15 protein-coding genes are annotated in these 16,122 nt (G+C 70.1%); 5 read left to right on the top strand and 10 right to left on the bottom strand.

Annotated elements, in window-relative coordinates; translation table 11 throughout:
- Nucleotides 1-3 precede the first annotated feature (3 nt).
- The 4 genes from AB0H86_RS38705 to AB0H86_RS38690 all read right to left on the bottom strand — a co-directional run bounded on the left by AB0H86_RS38705 (nt 4) and on the right by AB0H86_RS38690 (nt 4,085).
- Nucleotides 4-1,791, bottom strand: a complete 1,788-nt coding sequence (locus tag AB0H86_RS38705) for a glycoside hydrolase family 15 protein (RefSeq protein ID WP_362449853.1) — start codon at nt 1,789-1,791, stop codon at nt 4-6.
- 120 nt (nt 1,792-1,911) lie between these two features.
- Nucleotides 1,912-2,709 (bottom strand): SURF1 family protein, encoded by a 798-nt coding sequence (locus AB0H86_RS38700; RefSeq protein ID WP_362449851.1) that lies wholly within the window; start codon nt 2,707-2,709, stop codon nt 1,912-1,914.
- A gap of 64 nt (nt 2,710-2,773) precedes the next feature.
- Complete coding sequence (locus tag AB0H86_RS38695) at nt 2,774-3,007, bottom strand: hypothetical protein (RefSeq protein WP_362449849.1); 234 nt, start codon at nt 3,005-3,007, stop codon at nt 2,774-2,776.
- Nucleotides 3,008-3,086: 79 nt separating this feature from the next.
- Nucleotides 3,087-4,085 (bottom strand): DEDDh family exonuclease, encoded by a 999-nt coding sequence (locus AB0H86_RS38690; RefSeq protein ID WP_362449847.1) that lies wholly within the window; start codon nt 4,083-4,085, stop codon nt 3,087-3,089.
- A gap of 262 nt (nt 4,086-4,347) precedes the next feature.
- Here AB0H86_RS38690 and AB0H86_RS38685 point away from each other — a divergent pair, with 262 nt between their 5' ends.
- Nucleotides 4,348-5,058, top strand: coding sequence for a VIT family protein (locus tag AB0H86_RS38685; RefSeq protein ID WP_362449845.1), 711 nt, complete (start codon nt 4,348-4,350; stop codon nt 5,056-5,058).
- Between the two features lie 191 nt (nt 5,059-5,249).
- Here AB0H86_RS38685 and AB0H86_RS38680 read toward each other — a convergent pair whose 3' ends face one another.
- A complete protein-coding gene (locus AB0H86_RS38680) occupies nt 5,250-6,815 on the bottom strand; it encodes a S8 family serine peptidase (protein ID WP_362449843.1) in 1,566 nt (521 codons plus the stop codon).
- A gap of 99 nt (nt 6,816-6,914) precedes the next feature.
- Entirely contained in the window at nt 6,915-8,444 is a 1,530-nt protein-coding gene (locus tag AB0H86_RS38675) for a S8 family serine peptidase (RefSeq protein ID WP_362449841.1), read from the bottom strand.
- Nucleotides 8,445-8,697: 253 nt separating this feature from the next.
- On the opposite strand from AB0H86_RS38675, the gene AB0H86_RS38670 reads away from it, so the two are divergent.
- From AB0H86_RS38670 to moaA, 3 genes are all read left to right on the top strand, one after another.
- Complete coding sequence (locus tag AB0H86_RS38670; RefSeq protein ID WP_362449839.1) at nt 8,698-9,054, top strand: DUF485 domain-containing protein; 357 nt, start codon at nt 8,698-8,700, stop codon at nt 9,052-9,054.
- Entirely contained in the window at nt 9,051-10,670 is a 1,620-nt protein-coding gene (locus AB0H86_RS38665; protein ID WP_362449837.1) for a cation acetate symporter, read from the top strand. The genes AB0H86_RS38670 and AB0H86_RS38665 overlap by 4 nt, the downstream gene beginning before the upstream one ends.
- A 153-nt stretch (nt 10,671-10,823) precedes the next feature.
- Complete coding sequence (gene moaA / locus AB0H86_RS38660; protein WP_362449835.1) at nt 10,824-11,813, top strand: GTP 3',8-cyclase MoaA; 990 nt, start codon at nt 10,824-10,826, stop codon at nt 11,811-11,813.
- 65 nt (nt 11,814-11,878) lie between these two features.
- Here moaA and AB0H86_RS38655 read toward each other — a convergent pair whose 3' ends face one another.
- Nucleotides 11,879-12,103: a hypothetical protein gene (locus AB0H86_RS38655; RefSeq protein WP_362449980.1), complete on the bottom strand. Its 225-nt coding sequence runs from the start codon at nt 12,101-12,103 to the stop codon at nt 11,879-11,881.
- A gap of 232 nt (nt 12,104-12,335) precedes the next feature.
- Complete coding sequence (locus AB0H86_RS38650; RefSeq protein WP_362449833.1) at nt 12,336-12,746, bottom strand: DUF3099 domain-containing protein; 411 nt, start codon at nt 12,744-12,746, stop codon at nt 12,336-12,338.
- Between the two features lie 243 nt (nt 12,747-12,989).
- Here AB0H86_RS38650 and AB0H86_RS38645 point away from each other — a divergent pair, with 243 nt between their 5' ends.
- Nucleotides 12,990-13,268, top strand: coding sequence for a GlsB/YeaQ/YmgE family stress response membrane protein (locus tag AB0H86_RS38645; RefSeq protein ID WP_362449831.1), 279 nt, complete (start codon nt 12,990-12,992; stop codon nt 13,266-13,268).
- A gap of 78 nt (nt 13,269-13,346) precedes the next feature.
- Here AB0H86_RS38645 and tyrS read toward each other — a convergent pair whose 3' ends face one another.
- Nucleotides 13,347-14,615, bottom strand: a complete 1,269-nt coding sequence (gene tyrS, locus AB0H86_RS38640; RefSeq protein ID WP_362449829.1) for a tyrosine--tRNA ligase — start codon at nt 14,613-14,615, stop codon at nt 13,347-13,349.
- 77 nt (nt 14,616-14,692) lie between these two features.
- Nucleotides 14,693-16,087 (bottom strand): metallopeptidase TldD-related protein, encoded by a 1,395-nt coding sequence (locus AB0H86_RS38635; protein WP_362449827.1) that lies wholly within the window; start codon nt 16,085-16,087, stop codon nt 14,693-14,695.
- Nucleotides 16,088-16,122: the final 35 nt, after the last annotated feature.

Genomic DNA, 16,122 nt, shown 5'->3' with positions numbered 1-16,122 from the left:
CCCCTATCCTGCCTCTTCGCCCCCGAACAGGGCGAGCGCGGTGTTGACCAGGCCGATGTGGCTGAACGCCTGCGGTACGTTGCCGAGCTGGACGCCCGCCACGGGGTCGTACTCCTCGGACAGCAGGCCCACGTCGTTGCCGAGCCCGACCAGTCGTTCGAACAGCTCCCGGGCCTCCTTCGTGCGGCCCGTCATGTGCAGGGCGTCCGCCAGCCAGAACGAGCACGCCAGGAACGTGCCCTCGCCTCCCGGCAGTCCGTCGACATTGCTCTCCTCGACGCCGTAACGGCGCAGGAGGCCGCCGTGGCCCAGTTCCTCGCGGATCGCGTCGATGGTGCCGATCACGCGCGGGTCGTCGGGAGGCAGGAAGCCGACGCGCGGGATCAGCAGCAGCGCCGCGTCGAGTTCGCGTGAGCCGTAGGACTGGGTGAAGGTGTTGCGCTCCGGGTCGTAGCCCTTCTCGCACACCTCCCGGTGCACCTCGTCGCGCATCGCCCGCCAGTCGTCGAGATCGCCGTGCAGCTCCGGGCTCGCCTCCAGGGTGCGCACGGCACGGTCGGCGGCCACCCACACCATCACCTTCGAGTGGACGAAGTGGCGGCGGCCCCCGCGCACCTCCCACAGCCCCTCGTCCGGTTGCCGCCAGGCCGACACCAGGAACGTCATCAGGGCGCGCTGCAGTGCCCACATGTCCCCCGTGGCGGACAGACCACCCGCCCGCGCCAGCGACAGCGAGTCCATGACCTCGCCGTACACGTCCAGCTGGAGCTGGTCGACGGCTCCGTTCCCGATCCGGACGGGCCTGGAGCCGGCGAAGCCGCACAGATACGCCAGCTCGAACTCGGGCAGTCGCCGCTCACCCGCCAGGCCGTACATGATCTGCAGGTCCGCCGGGTCGCCGGCGACCGCGCGCAGCAGCCAGTTCCGCCAGGCCTCGGCCTCCTCGTGGTAGCCGCAGGACAGCAGGGCGCCCAGGGTGAGGGTGGAGTCCCGCAGCCAGCAGTAGCGGTAGTCCCAGTTGCGCACCCCGCCGGCCTCCTCGGGCAGCGAGGTGGTCGCGGCGGCCACGATGCCGCCGGTCGGCGCGTAGGTGAGGGCCTTGAGGGTGATCAGCGAGCGCACCACGGCGTCCCGGTACGGGCCGTCGTAGCGGCAGCGGGACGCCCACGACCTCCAGTCGGCGACGCTGGTCTCCAGGGCCTCGTACGGATCGACCAGCGGCGGGCGCGGCTCGTGCGAGGGATGCCAGGTGAGCACGAACGCGACCTTCTCGCCCTCGGCGACCGTGAACTCCGAGTGCGTGCCGAAGTCCTCGCCCCAGGTGCGCACCGCGGGTTCGCTGCGCAGCCACGCCGAGTCGGGTCCCGCGACGGCCACCCGATGGCCGTCCGACCGGCGCATCCACGGCACGACCGCGCCGTAGTCGAAGCGCAGCCGTAGTGTGCTGCGCACGGTGACCCGGCCGCTGAGGCCCTCCACGACGCGTACGAGGTCGGGGGCGCGCTCACGCTGCGGCATCAGGTCGGTGACCCGCACGCTGCCCTCGTCGGTCTCCCACTCGGTGTCGAGGACAAGGGTGTCGGGGCGGTAGGCGCGCCGGGCGCAGTGGCCTGTGACGCCCTTGGGGGCGATCCGCCAGTGGCCGTTCTCCGCGTCGCCGAGGAGCTTGGCGAAGCAGGCGGCCGAGTCGAAGCGGGGCAGGCAGAGCCAGTCGACAGAGCCGTCCAGGCCGACCAGGGCGGCGGTCTGTTCGTCGCCGATGACGGCGTAGTCCTCGATACGGGGGTGCACGCAGTGCGGGTTCCCGCGCTTCGGGCGCGGCAATCCGGGGCGGGGCCGGGCGAGTGATGCGCCCTGCGAGGCCGTGTGACGGCGGGCTTCGAGAGATGGTGGGGTGGGGCGGGCGGGCGTCTACACCGCCGCCGGTTCCGTCTCCTCGGTGGCCTGCGGTTCGGCCTCCGCCTCGCGCCGGTCGCGCAGCTCGCGCCGGACCAGGACCAGCCAGCCGACCGGGACGCCCGCGGCGAACAGCCACCACTGGATGGCGTACGCGTAGTTCAGCGCCGCGTCCTCGTTGCCGGGCCTGCCGACCAGCTCCGGGGTGTCGCCCTTCGGCTGCGGCGCAGTCTGCGCGATGTAGCCGCCGAGCACCTCCGCGCCGAGGCGGCGCGCCTCCTGCTCGCTGTTGATCAGCATGATCTGCCGGTCGGGCAGTCCCTCGATGTTCTTGATGCCGCTCGCCGCGGTCGTCTCGTCGGGCATCAGCCGCCCGGTGACGGTGGTCTCCCCGCCGGCCGGTGCGGGGATCTTGGGGAACGCGGTCTGGGTCGGGCCGTCGGCGGGGATCCAGCCCCGGTTGACCAGCAGGACCTTGCCGTCGTCGAGGACGAACGGGGTCAGGACGTGGTAGCCGACCTCGTCGTCGGAGTTGGTGCGGCGGCGCACGACGACCTCGTCATCGGTGTCGAAACGGCCCTTCGCGATCACGTTGTGGTAGCGCTCGGCGGTGGTGATGACGTGTCCGGGGGACGTCAGCTTCTCCACCGGCACCGGCTCGGCGGACAGCGCGTTCGAGACCAGCCGGTTGCGGGCGCTGCGCTCGTCGTAGCGGTGCATCTGCCAGATGCCCAGCCTGATCATCGTGGGGATGAGGAGGAGGGCGACCAGCGTGAGGATCACCCACTGCCGGGACAGAAGGAAGCGGTACACCCCACGACCGTACAACTCGGTCGTGGGGTGCCTGGCGGTGGGGGCCGCTTCGTACCGTTCGGTGTCAGACCTTGTCGACGATGCCCGCCTTTCCCTCCGCGCGGGCGCAGTGGGCGCCGCAGTACCAGTGGCCCTCTACCTCGACGCCCTGGCCGATGATCTGCACACGACAGTGCTCGCAGAGGGGGGCCATGCGGTGGATCGCGCAGGCGAAGCAGTCGAAGACGTGCACCGAGCCCTGCGCGTGCACCTCGAAGCTCATTCCGTAGTTGTTGCCGCAGACTTCACATGTCGCCATGCGCCACAGGGTGGGCCGTCCGTGCCGCGGGGGCGAGACGACACCGGGCGAGTCGCCCGGCAATCACCCGTCCGTACGGTCACGACTCGGTGGCCGGCTCGACATCCCTGAGCAGCTGACCGAACGCCGCCTCGTCGACGACCGGGGTGCCGTACTGCCGGGCCTTGACCACCTTCGAGGTGCCCGAGTCCGGGTCGTTGGTGACGAGCAGGCTGGTCAGCCGGGAGATGCTGGTGGCGACATGCAGTCCGGCCTCGGTCGCGCGGTCCTCCAGGAGATCGCGCTCGATGGACGTGTCTCCGGAGAAGGCGATCCGCATGCCCTGCTTGAGCGGTTTGCTCTCTTCGTAGCGGCCCGGGTTGGGATAGGGGCATGCGGGCCTTTTGCGGGCGGGGCGCCAACTGGTCGGCCGGTAGCTGCCGTAGCCGCTCGCGCCCGCCTGCTGTCCGATCCGGGGCGTGGCCAGGTCCGACCACTCGGTCAGCGGCCGGCACTCGTGCAGGGGCAGTCGTACACCGCCGGTGGCCGCGGCCTTGAGGCTCGGCCGGAACGCCTCCGCCAGCACGCGCGCGTCGTCCAGCGCGTGGTGCGCACGCTGCTGTACGACGCCGAAGTGCGCCGCGAGGGTCTCCAGCTTGTGGTTGGGCAGGGGCAGGCCCAGCTCCTTGGACAGCGCGATGGTGCACAGTCGCTGCCGCACCGGAGCCTCGCGCTCCGCGCGCGCGTACTCCCGGGCGATCATCTGCCAGTCGAAGACCGCGTTGTGCGCGACGAGCACCCGGCCGTCGAGGCGGGTCGAGAACTCCTCGGCGATGTCCGTGAAGAGGGGCGCGCCTTCCAGCACGTCGTTCGTCAGGCCGTGGATCCATACGGGGCCCGGTTCGCGCTCCGGGTTGACCAGCGTGTACCAGTGGTCCTCGACCTCGCCGCGCGCGTCCAGGCGGTAGACGGCCGCGGAGATTATCCGGTCGTGGCGGGCGAGACCGGTGGTCTCCACGTCAACGACCGCGTATCCCTTCGGATACGCGGCCGGCCACCCCGTGGCGGAGGACGCTGCGGTCGTGAGGTCTTCGAGCATGGTCCCTGAGGATACGGGCCACGACTGACAGCGCCGTCCCGTACCCGTCCGTCAGGTACCGGGCCGCGCCCGTCTGTTCGAGTCTCGACGGAGCGGTCGGGCCGTCGCGCGCCGAAGTTCCCCTGTGCGGCGGCAGGTTCGGCCCGGCCGCCGGCCCCGGAGCCTCCCCGCTACGGTCCCGTGCGCGGCCCGCCGCTCGGACCCCCGACGCCGATCCGCGTAGGTGCGGGGCGGCCGAGCACCGGAGTGCGATCCTTTGGGTGTGACCGAACCCACTCATGACGAGGCCCACGGCGGAGCGCTCGGCGCGCGCCTCAACTGGCTGCGGGCGGCGGTCCTGGGCGCGAACGACGGCATCGTCTCCACCGCCGGTCTCGTGGTCGGCGTGGCCGGCGCCACGGCGGACCGCGCCACGCTGTTCACGGCCGGCCTCGCGGGTCTGCTGGCCGGTTCCATGTCGATGGCGGCGGGGGAGTACGTGTCCGTCTCCACCCAGCGCGACTCGGAGAAGGCGGCCCTGGCGCTGGAGAGGCGCGAGTTGCGCGAGCAGCCCGAGGCCGAGCTGCAGGAGCTGACCCAGCTGTTGGCGGAACGGGGGCTCACCCGGGAGGTGGCCCGGGAAGCCGCCGTCCAGTTGACGGAACGCGACGCGCTGCGGGCGCACGCGCGCGTGGAGCTCGGCATCGACCCGGACGAGCTCACCAATCCGTGGCACGCGGCGTGGGCGAGCTTCCTCGCGTTCACGGTCGGGGCGTTGCTGCCGCTGCTGGCGATCGTGCTGCCGCCCGCGGACTGGCGGGTGCCGGTCACGGTGGTGTCCGTCCTCGCGGCGCTCACCCTGACCGGCTGGAGCAGCGCCCGGCTGGGAGCGGCGAGACCGGGCTGGGCGATGCTGCGCAACGTCGCGGGCGGCGCGCTGGCGATGGGGGTGACCTACGCGGCGGGCGCGTTGCTGGGAGCGGCGGGGGTATGACTGGGCCGCCGCGCACGCGCCCACGCAGGCCCGCGCCAACTCCCGTGCGGGAAGGCGCCCTTGCGGAGCGCCTTCCCGCTCGACTACCGACGCACGGCCGCGGTGGGCGGGGTCGCCGCCCACCGCGGACCATGCGGACTTGATCGCAGTCATGACTGCACCAGCAGTATTGACTCAATCAATATGTGGACCTACCTGGTCACCGCGTCCAGTGCGTCCACCACACCCCGGCCGTAGAAGCTGTTGCGGTTCTTCGAGCCCTCGCACACCGCGTCGACCTTGCCGTCGCCGTCGATGTCGTACGGCTTCGTGCACGGCGTCGCGTCGGCCTCGGCGTACAGCAGGGCCTTCACCAGGGCAGGCGAGGCGTGCGGATGCGTCGACTTGATCAACGCGGCGACGGCCGCCACATGCGGGCTCGCCATCGACGTGCCGGCCATGTAGCCCCACTTGCCGCCGGGCAGCGTGCCCAGGATCAGTCCGCTCGTCGCGGGCGGCGCCGGCGCCTGGTAGCTCGTGGAGTCGCCGCCGGGAGCGGCGACGTCGATGATCCCCAGTCCGTGGTTGGAGAAGGACGACTTGATGCCCTTCGCACCGGTCGCCGCGACCGTCACGACACCCGGCAACTGGGTCGGAATGTCAAGGCACTTCGACGGGTCGACCACCCGGTCCGAAGGTGTGCCGTCGTTCGGTGAGGACGGGTCGGTGATCTCGTCGGCCGCGAGGTCGTAGTTCTCGTTTCCGGCCGCGGCGACGTTGACCGTGCCCTTCTTCTCCGCGTACCGCGAGGCCCGCGAGACGGCGTCCACGAGCGCCTTCTGATCCGGGTCGTTCGTGCAGTTGAAGTACCAGGGGTCGGTGTAATAGCTGTTGTTGGTGACGTCGACACCGTGCGTGGCCGCCCACACGAAGCCGCACACCACGGCCTCCGTGTAGAAGTAGCCGGCGGTGGTCGACACCTTGATGCCGGCGACCTTCACCCCGGGCGCCACGCCCGTCATGCCGACGTCGTTCTTCGAGGCCGCGATCTCACCGGCCACGTGCGTGCCGTGCGGGCTCTCCGCCGAGCTGGGCCGCCACGCCCCGTCGGCCGTGTCCGGCTTGCCCGTCACACAGTTGACGGACGCGGCACGGTCGAAGTTCGGTGCGATGTCGGGGTGCGTGTCGTCGACACCGGTGTCGATCACCGCGACCGTCACCTTGCTGCTGCCCAGCGACTTCTCGTGCGCCTTGTCCGCCTTGATGGCCGGCAGGTCCCACTGCAGGGACTCCAGCGGGTCCTGCCCGGCGGCGGACTTGGCCTCGGCGGCGGCGACCTCCGTGGCGCTGAGCGCCTTCGGCGCGCCCAGGTCGGTCGTCGACTGCGCGGGCAGCGGCGCGTTGCGCGTGTTGCCGGCCGAGTCGACCCCCCGTACCTTGCGGACCGCCTTGGCGAAGTCCGGGTTCGACGAGTGGACGACGATCACGCCTATCTGGTCGTACGACGTCACGATCGTGCCGCCGGCCTCGGCGATGGCCTTCTTCACGTGCGCCGAAGGCCCGTGCCCGGGGCGGACGTTGACGACATAGCTGAGCGCGGACGCGTCCGCCCCCGTGGCCGAGGCGAGGACGTCGTTCACGGCACCGGTGACGCCGGCGACGGTGCCGGGCGCGTCCGCCGCGGCCGCGGTGTTGGGCAGGAACGCCACCGCCGTGGCCATGGCCATTCCGAGCGGAACGGTGAGCGCGCGGCGGTAACGCGGGTGAGGCGCGGTCATGGTGTCAGGATCTCCAGTTCGTTGGGGGTACGAGCAGGCCGTGCGGGAAGTCCGAAGCGGCGGGGATGTCCAGGGAAAAGGGATGCCACGGGAAGGGGTCTACTTCACCGCGCGCAGCGCGTTGACGATGCCGTACCCGTAGAAGCCGTTGACGCGCTTGCCGCCCTCGCACACCGCGTCCTGCGTTCCGTCGCCGTTCTGGTCGTACGACGCCGGGCAACCGGGGTTGTCCGCCTGCGCCTTGAGCAGCGCCTGCAGCACCGCCGGGGTGGCGTGCGGGTACTTCGACTTCAGCAGCGCGGCGACACCGGCGGCGTGCGGCGAGGCCATCGACGTGCCCTGCAGGAAGGCGTACGCGCCGTTCGGCATCGTCGACAGGATGCGGCCGTCCTTGGAGGGCGTGTCCGGGAGCTGGTAGAGCCGGTCGCCGCCCGGCGCCGCGATGTCCACGACACCCTTGCCGTACGAGGAGTAGTACGACTTGAGGTTCTGTACGCCCGTCGCGCTGACCGTGACGACACCGGGCAACTGCGTCGGCACGTCGAAGCACTCGTGCGGGTCGATGGTCCGCTCGACCGGCGTGGAGTCGTCGGGGCTGCTGTCGTCGACGATCGCGTCGGAGTTTAGGTCGTCGTTCGAGTTGCCCGCCGAGGCCAGGTTGAGCGTGCCCTTCTTCTGGGCGTACGTCTGCGCCCTGTTGACCGCGTCGACGATCGCCTTCTGATCCGGATCGTCCATGCAGTTGTACAGCCACGGATCAACGTAGTAGCTGTTGTTCGTGATCTCCACGCCGTGGTCGGCGGCGAACACGAAGGCACACACGACACTCTCGGGATAGAAGAGCCCGTTGTCCGGGTCGCTCACCTTGATACCGGAGACCTTGACTCCGGGGGCGACTCCGGCGACGCCTATGCCGTTGCGGGCCGCGGCTATCTCACCGGCCACATGCGTGCCGTGGTAGTCCTCCGCGGTGTACGGGCGCCAGGCGCCCGCGCTGGTGTCCGCGACGCCGCCGACGCAGTTGGCCGACTGGTCGGCGGAGAAGTTCGGGGCGAGGTCGGGGTGGGTGTCGTCGACGCCGGTGTCGATCACGGCGACGGTCACCTTGCGGCTGCCCGGGTTGATCTGCGCGGCCCTGTCGGCGCCGATCGCGCGGAGGTCCCACTGATCGGCCTCCAGGGGCTCACTGCCCGGAGTGTCGGCGGAGACGCTCGCCACCTTCGCGGCCTGCTCCTTCGACAGGAACCGGGCCGCGCCCTCGTCCGTCGTCCCCGCCGCGGTCAGCGGCGTGGTACGGGTGGCACCCGCCGACCGCACCCCGCGAACGGCCCTTATCTCCTTGCCGAATTCGGGGTTCGACGAGTGGACGACGATCACGCCGATCTTCTCGTACGTGGTCACGACGGTGCCGCCGGCCGCCGGGACGGCCTTCTTCACCGACGCGATCGTGCGGGGGTCCAGCTTGGTGTTGACGACATACGCCAGGTCGGGCGCGTCCGTCGCCCGAGCGGCACTTTCCACACTCGGCGCGGCCGACGCCGCCGCGGGCAGGAAGCCGAGCGAGGCCGTAAGCGAGAGCACGACGGGGACGGCGAGGGCGAGTCGGCGTCTGGAACGCAGATGAGGCATGGGGTCTCCACATCATCCGGAAACGAAACCGGCCCGAGACGCGGGTGCTGCTCGGGCAGGTACATGACGGGTGGTGCAGCCCGAAGCTATCTTCCGAAGTCGCTGGCCAGCAATGACTTACCCGAGGTGACTTCGGAAAGACGACCTCGTTGTTGAACCGGTCCTCGTGCGCCGCCGTGACCTTGGGCAGGGAACGCGAGGACACTCGCCCCCGATCCCCGTCACAACCGCATCCGCAACGCGAGGAGACTCCGTGGCCACCGACGCACCGCCACCCTCGAAAGAGACACACAAACTCCCCTCACCCGAGGAGTTCACCGAGGTGCAGGAGAGCGCGGAGTTCGGTGAACTGCGCCACTCCCACCGCTCCTTCGCCTTCCCGCTGACCATCGGCTTCATCGCCTGGTATCTGCTGTACGTCCTGCTGTCGAACTACGCGGGCGACTTCATGGGCACCAAGGTCTTCGGCAACATCAACGTGGCCCTCCTCCTCGGCCTCGCCCAGTTCCTCACCACGTTCCTCATCGCCTGGTGGTACTCGCGGCACGCCGCCACGAAGCTCGACCCCAAGGCCGAGGCCATCAAGTCCCGAATGGAGGGCGGCGCATGAGCCCCGCGATCACCCTGGCGGCCGGCGAGGCAAGCGAGCACCGGCCGCTGATCATCTCCCTGTTCGCCGTGTTCGTCCTCGCGACGCTCGTCATCACCGTCTGGGCGGGCCGCCAGACCAAGGACGCCGCCGACTTCTACGCCGGCGGCCGACAGTTCAGCGCCTTCCAGAACGGCCTCGCGGTGTCCGGCGACTACATGTCGGCCGCGTCCTTCCTCGGCATCGCGGGCGCCATCGCCCTCTTCGGATACGACGGGTTCCTCTACTCCATCGGCTTCCTGGTCGCCTGGCTGGTGGCCCTGCTCCTGGTCGCGGAACCACTGCGCAACTCCGGCCGCTACACCATGGGCGACGTGCTCGCGTACCGCATGCGCCAGCGCCCGGTGCGCACCGCCGCCGGCACCTCCACGATCGTCGTCTCGATCTTCTACCTGCTGGCCCAGATGGCGGGCGCGGGCGTCCTCGTCTCGCTGCTGCTCGGCATCACCTCCGACGCGGGCAAGATCGGCATCGTCGCCCTGGTCGGCGTCCTGATGATCGTGTACGTCTCCATCGGCGGCATGAAGGGCACCACCTGGGTCCAGATGGTCAAGGCCGTGCTGCTCATCAGCGGCACCATCCTGATCACCTTCCTGGTGCTGCTGAAGTTCAACTTCAACATCTCCGACCTGCTGGGCACGGCCGCCGAGAACAGCGGCAAGGGCTCGGCCTTCCTGGAGCCCGGTCTCCAGTACGGCGCGACCGGCACCACCAAGCTGGACTTCATCTCCCTCGGCATCGCCCTGGTGCTCGGCACCGCCGGCCTGCCGCACATCCTGATCCGCTTCTACACGGTGCCCAACGCCAAGGCCGCCCGGAAGTCCGTGAACTGGGCCATCGGCATCATCGGCGGCTTCTACCTGATGACCATCGCCCTCGGCTTCGGCGCCGCGGCGCTGATCTCCCAGGACGAGATCATCGCGTCCAACCCGTCCGGCAACACGGCGGCACCCCTGCTCGCCCTCCACCTCGGTGGCGTCGACTCGACCTGGGGCGCGATCCTGCTCGCCACGATCTCGGCGGTGGCCTTCGCGACGATCCTGGCCGTGGTCGCCGGCCTCACCCTGGCCTCGTCCTCGTCGTTCGCCCACGACATCTACGCGAACGTCATCAAGAAGGGACAGGCCACCGAGAAGGAGGAGATGAGGGCGGCCCGGCTGGCGACCATCGGCATCGGTGCGGTCTCCATCCTCCTGGGCGCCCTCGCCCGAGACCTGAACGTCGCCGGCCTGGTCGCACTGGCCTTCGCGGTCGCGGCCTCCGCCAACCTGCCGACGATCCTCTACAGCCTGTTCTGGAAGCGGTTCACCACCCAGGGCGCCCTGTGGTCGATCTACGGCGGCCTGGTCGTGGCCGTCACCCTGGTGCTGTTCTCGCCCGTAGTCTCCGGTGACCCCAAGGCGATGTTCCCCGACGTCGACTTCGCCTGGTTCCCGCTGAAGAACCCGGGCATCATCTCGATCCCGTTCGGCTTCCTGATGGGCTGGCTCGGCACGATCCTGTCCAAGGAGGAGCCGGACGCCGCCAAGTACGCGGAGCTGGAGGTCCGGTCCCTCACCGGCACCGGCGCCCACTGACCCAGCCCCGGTACGCCCCCTGAGCGGCCGCGTCGTAGCTCCCTACGACGCGGCCGTTTCGTACCTCGTGGGATCGGGCTCTTTGGATGTCAGTACTGTCGCGTAGGCTCGCAGGTGTCGGAAAATCTGTGATCCGCGGAGGGAGGGGCCCACGTGCTCATCGACACCTACGGCCGAGTGGCCACCGATCTGAGGGTCTCGCTGACGGACCGGTGCAACCTGCGCTGCTCCTACTGCATGCCCGAGGAGGGCCTGCAGTGGCTGGCGAAGCCGGACCTGCTCACGGACGACGAGATCGTCCGTCTGATCGACATCGCCGTCACTTCCCTCGGTATCGAGGAGGTCCGCTTCACCGGCGGTGAACCGCTGCTGCGTCCCGGACTGGTCGGCATCGTCGAGCGGGTGGCCGCCCTGGAGCCGCGCCCCCAGATGTCCCTCACCACCAACGGCATCGGCCTCAGGCGCACGGCGCCGGCCCTGAAGGCGGCCGGCCTGGACCGGGTCAACGTCTCCCTGGACACACTCCGGCCGGACGTCTTCAAGACCCTCACCCGCAGGGACCGCCACCAGGACGTCATCGCGGGCCTGGAAGCCGCCCGTGACGCGGGCCTGACCCCGGTCAAGGTCAACTCGGTCCTGATGCCGGGACTCAACGACGACGAGGCCCCCGACCTTCTGGCCTGGGCGGTGGAGCACGACTACGAACTGCGCTTCATAGAGCAGATGCCCCTGGACGCCCAGCACGGCTGGAAGCGCGACGGCATGATCACCGCGGGGGACATCCTCGCCTCCCTGCGCACCCGCTTCGACCTGACCGCGGAGGGCTCCGACGAGCGCGGTTCGGCCCCCGCCGAGCGCTGGATCGTGGACGGCGGTCCGCACCGCGTCGGTGTCATCGCGTCCGTCACCCGCCCGTTCTGCGCGGCCTGCGACCGCACCCGCCTGACGGCCGACGGCCAGATACGCACCTGTCTGTTCGCCCGTGAGGAGACCGACCTGCGCGCGGCCCTGCGCTCCGACGCCCCCGACGAGGAGATCGCCCGCATCTGGCGCCTCGCGATGTGGGGCAAGAAGGCGGGCGCGGGCCTGGACGACCCGACGTTCGTCCAGCCGGACCGGCCGATGTCCGCGATCGGCGGCTAGTGCCGGGGCGAACATTGCCCGCCACGGCACTGGTGCCACGACACCGGTGCCACGGCGGCGAAAACCTAGGAGCTCTCCCGCGCTTCCCAGTCCTCGAACGTCACCACGTCCTTGAGGAACCCCCGCACCCCGAGGAACTGCGACAGATGCTCCCGGTGCTCCTCGCACGCCAGCCACGTCTTGCGGCGCTCCGGCGGGTGGATCTTGGGGTTGTTCCAGGCGAGCACCCACAGGGCGGCGGCACGGCAGCCCTTGGCGGAACAGATCGGCGTTTCGGGATCAGGGACCATCACAGCCCGACCCTAACCCGATCAGCAGACAGAAAAGGCGACGCCGAGCAGCCACGGGGGGAGCTGCCCGGCGTCGGTCTGTCGCTCCGACGGGGGATGCGGAGCGCCTACGAAGTATGTCACGGGTCACCCGTCGCCCGGCACCGGAACAACATGATTGATCTGAGCTTTTCTTGAGCTTGGTGGGGGGCTGACTTCCGGTTGTTAGGCACCCGACGGGGATGCGCCATGATCACGCCCGGTCGCGCGGCTCGTTCCGCACACCCTGCCCGGAGTCGGCCTTGACGTCTTCCGCGCGGGGTTCCACACCGGGTTCCGCGAACCCCTCATCGGCCCCCGGCGGTGTGATCATCGGCCGCGTCGGCACGGCCACGAACGTCGACGGAAGCGACGGCGCCTTCTCCCGCCCCGCGTTGGCGACGACCACGGCGATGTACGGCAGGACCGCGCCCAGCACCAGCGCGACAATCGCGACGTGCCGTTCCACGTTCCAGAGAACAACCGCGAGGATCACCGACAACGTACGGATCGCCATCGAGATGACGTACCGGCGCTGCCGTCCCCGTACGTCCTCCTCCAGCCCCGTCCGGGCTCCGGTGATCCGGAACACCTGGGCGTTGCCGCCGCCATGCTGCTTCTGCATCACATTCCACCATCCGCCCGCATCGGCGCTCCCCGCCCTCCCCAGGTCCGCCCCCGGTCGCGGAGCAGAACCCGGACAACACCCACGCTACGCCGTGGCTGCGCCGCCTACGAGACCGGGGCACATCCATTCGGGACGAGCGGCTTCGGTCGTGCCGCGTAAGGCGGTACCCGACATGCGGCGTACCGCAGGCGCCCCGACACTGGGCCTAATGCTCACGTCGAGCCGTACGAGGAGGCAGCCATGGGCTGGTTGTGGGCGATCATCGTGGGATTCGTGCTGGGTCTGATCGCGAAGGCGATCATCCCCGGCAAGCAGCACAGCCCTATCTGGCTGACCACCATCTGCGGCATTCTCGGAGCGATCGTCGGCAACGCGATCGCGCGCGCGGCGGGCGTCGAAGCCACCTCAGGCATCGACTGGTGGCGGCACCTCTTCCAGCTCGTCGCCGCGATCGTCATCGTCGCCCTGGGCGACATGGCGTACATGGCGACGCTCGGCCGCAACAAGGAGCGGACCTGACAGCCGGCGGTACGACAACGCCGGCGGTACGACAACGGGGGCGGCCCTCCCTCAGGAAGGCCACCCCCGTCGTGCTGCCTAGACTCCCGTGACCTCGACCGCCGCCAGGTTCTTCTTGCCCCGGCGCAGCACCAGCCAGCGCTCGTGCAGCAGGTCCTCCTTGGCGGGGACGGCGTCCTCGGCGGCCACCTTCGCGTTGTTCACGTAGGCACCGCCCTCCTTGACCGTCCGCCGCGCGGCCGACTTGCTGGCGACCAGGCCGACCTCGGCGAACAGGTCGACCACCGGAGCGAGCTCGGCGACCTGGATGTGCGGCACCTCGGAGAGGGCCGCGGCCAGCGTCTTCTCGTCGAGCTCCGCCAGCTCGCCCTGACCGAAAAGGGCCTTGGACGCGGCGATCACGGCGGCCGTCTGGTCGGCGCCGTGCACCAGCGTCGTCAGCTCCTCGGCCAGCGCGCGCTGGCCGGCACGGGCCTGCGGACGCTCCTCGGTCTGCTTCTCCAACTCCTCCAGCTCCTCGCGGGACCTGAAGGACAGGATGCGCAGGTACGTCGAGATGTCCCGGTCGTCCACGTTCAGCCAGAACTGGTAGAACGCGTACGGCGTCGTCATCTCCGGGTCCAGCCAGACGGCGCCGCCCTCGGTCTTGCCGAACTTGGTGCCGTCTGCCTTGACCATCAGGGGCGTCGCCAGGCAGTGCGCCTCGGCCTCGGGCTCCAGCCTGTGGATCAGGTCGAGACCCGCCGTGAGGTTGCCCCACTGGTCACTGCCGCCCTGCTGGAGCGTGCAGCCGTAGCGGCGGTACAGCTCCAGGAAGTCCATGCCCTGGAGCAGCTGGTAGCTGAACTCCGTGTAGCTGATGCCCTCCTGGGACTCCAGGCGCCGGGCGACGGAGTCCTTGGTGAGCATCTTGTTGACGCGGAAGTGCTTGCCGATGTCACGGAGGAACTCGATGGCGGACAGACCGGCCGTCCAGTCCAGGTTGTTCACCATCACCGCGGCGTTCTCGCCCTCGAAGGACAGGTACGGCTCGATCTGTCCGCGCAGCCGGGTCACCCAGTTCGCGACCGTCTCCGGGTCGTTCAGCGTGCGCTCGGCCGTGGGACGCGGATCACCGATCTGGCCGGTCGCCCCGCCCACCAGGGCCAGCGGACGCAGGCCGGCCTGCTGGAGCCGGCGCATGGTGAGGACCTGCACCAGGTGGCCGACGTGGAGACTGGCCGCGGTCGGGTCGAAACCGCAATAGAACGTGACGGGACCGTCCGCGAGCGCCTTGCGCAAAGCGTCCTCGTCAGTGGACAGGGCCCACAGCCCACGCCACTTCAGCTCGTCGACGATGTCCGTCACGGTTCTCGTATCTCCTTGGAGGATCTTCGTGCAGTCGAAATGATCTCGGGGCAGTCGGGTGACAGCCGCCTACGAGGTTATACGCCCTGACTGACAGAGCTCATATTGAAATCGGGGATCCGCAGCGCGGGCATCGCGGCCCTGGTGAAGTAGTCGCTCCATTCCCTCGGCAGGGTCTTCTCGGTGCGCCCGGCCTCGGCGGCCCGGCCCAGCAGACCGATCGGGGACTCGTTGAACCGGAAGTTGTTGACCTCGCCGCTCACCTCGCCGTTCTCCACGAGATACACGCCGTCCCGGGTCAGGCCGGTGAGCAGCAGCGTCGCCGGGTCGACCTCGCGGATGTACCAGAGGCAGGTCAGCAGCAGTCCGCGCTCGGTGTTCGCGACCATCTCCTCCAGGGAGCGGTCCGCACCCCCGTCGAGGATCAGGTTGTCGATCGCCGGTGCGACCGGCAGCCCGGTCAGCTCCGCGCTGTGCCGGCTGGTCAGCAGGTTGCCCAGCTCTCCCTGGCGCACCCAGTCGGTGGGGGCGAGCGGCAGACCGTTGTCGAACACCGACTGGTCGCCCCCGGAGGAGTGCGCAAGCACGAAGGGCGCGGACTCCAGACCCGGCTCGTTCGGATCGCTGCGCAGCGTCAGCGGCAGCTCGCTCAGCTTCTCGCCCACGCGTGTGCCGCCGCCCGGCTGCGAGAACACCGTGCGCCCCTCGACCGCGTCCCGGCCCGACGACGACCACATCTGGTAGATCAGCAGGTCCGCCACGGCGGTCGGCGGCAGCAGCGTCTCGTACCGTCCGGCGGGCAGCGCGATCCGCCGCTCGGCCCAGCCCAGGCGTACGGCGAGTTCGGCGTCCAGCGCCGCCGGGTCGACGTCCTTGAAGTCCCGTGTGGACCGTCCCGCCCACGCCGAACGCGTACGGTCCGGCGACTTGGCGTTCAGCTCCAGCGTCCCGTTGGGCTGGTCGTGCCGCAGCCGCAGTCCCGTGGACGTGCCGAGGTAGCTGGAGACCAGCTCGTGGTTGGCGAAGCCGTACAACTCGCGGTCACCCGCACGCGCGCGTGCGAACGCCTCACCGAGCGCCGACGCGAAGTCGGCGAACACGGCGGACGAGGTCTCGCCGGGCGCGTCCTGGAAGTCGGGGGAGCTCGGTACGCCGGTCACGAGCGGCCGTGCGTCCTCGGCGGGCCCGGCACCGCGCGCGGCGGCCTCGGCGGCCCGCACCAGGGGCTCCAGTTCCGCCGCGGTCACGGCGGACCGCGACACGACCCCGGAGGCGGTGCCCTCCTGGCCGTCGACGGTCGCGATGACGGTGAGGGTGCGCCCGCGCGTGACACCGTTGGTGGTGAGCGCGTTGCCCGCCCAGCGCAGGTTCGCCGTCGACCGCTCGTCGGCGATCACCACACAGCCGTCGGCCCGGGACAGCGCGAGGGCCTGCTCGACGATCTCGTGCGGCTTGTTCGTACGAGGGCTCATCGACCGGCCTCCTGCGTGGTGTTGAGACTGTGCTT

Origin of the sequence: Streptomyces sp. NPDC050997, from assembly GCF_040660135.1 — a bacterium.
Classification (GTDB): Bacteria; Actinomycetota; Actinomycetes; order Streptomycetales; family Streptomycetaceae; genus Streptomyces.
Note: the sequence above shows the minus strand (reverse complement) of the source record. Positions and strands in the feature narration are given on the sequence as shown.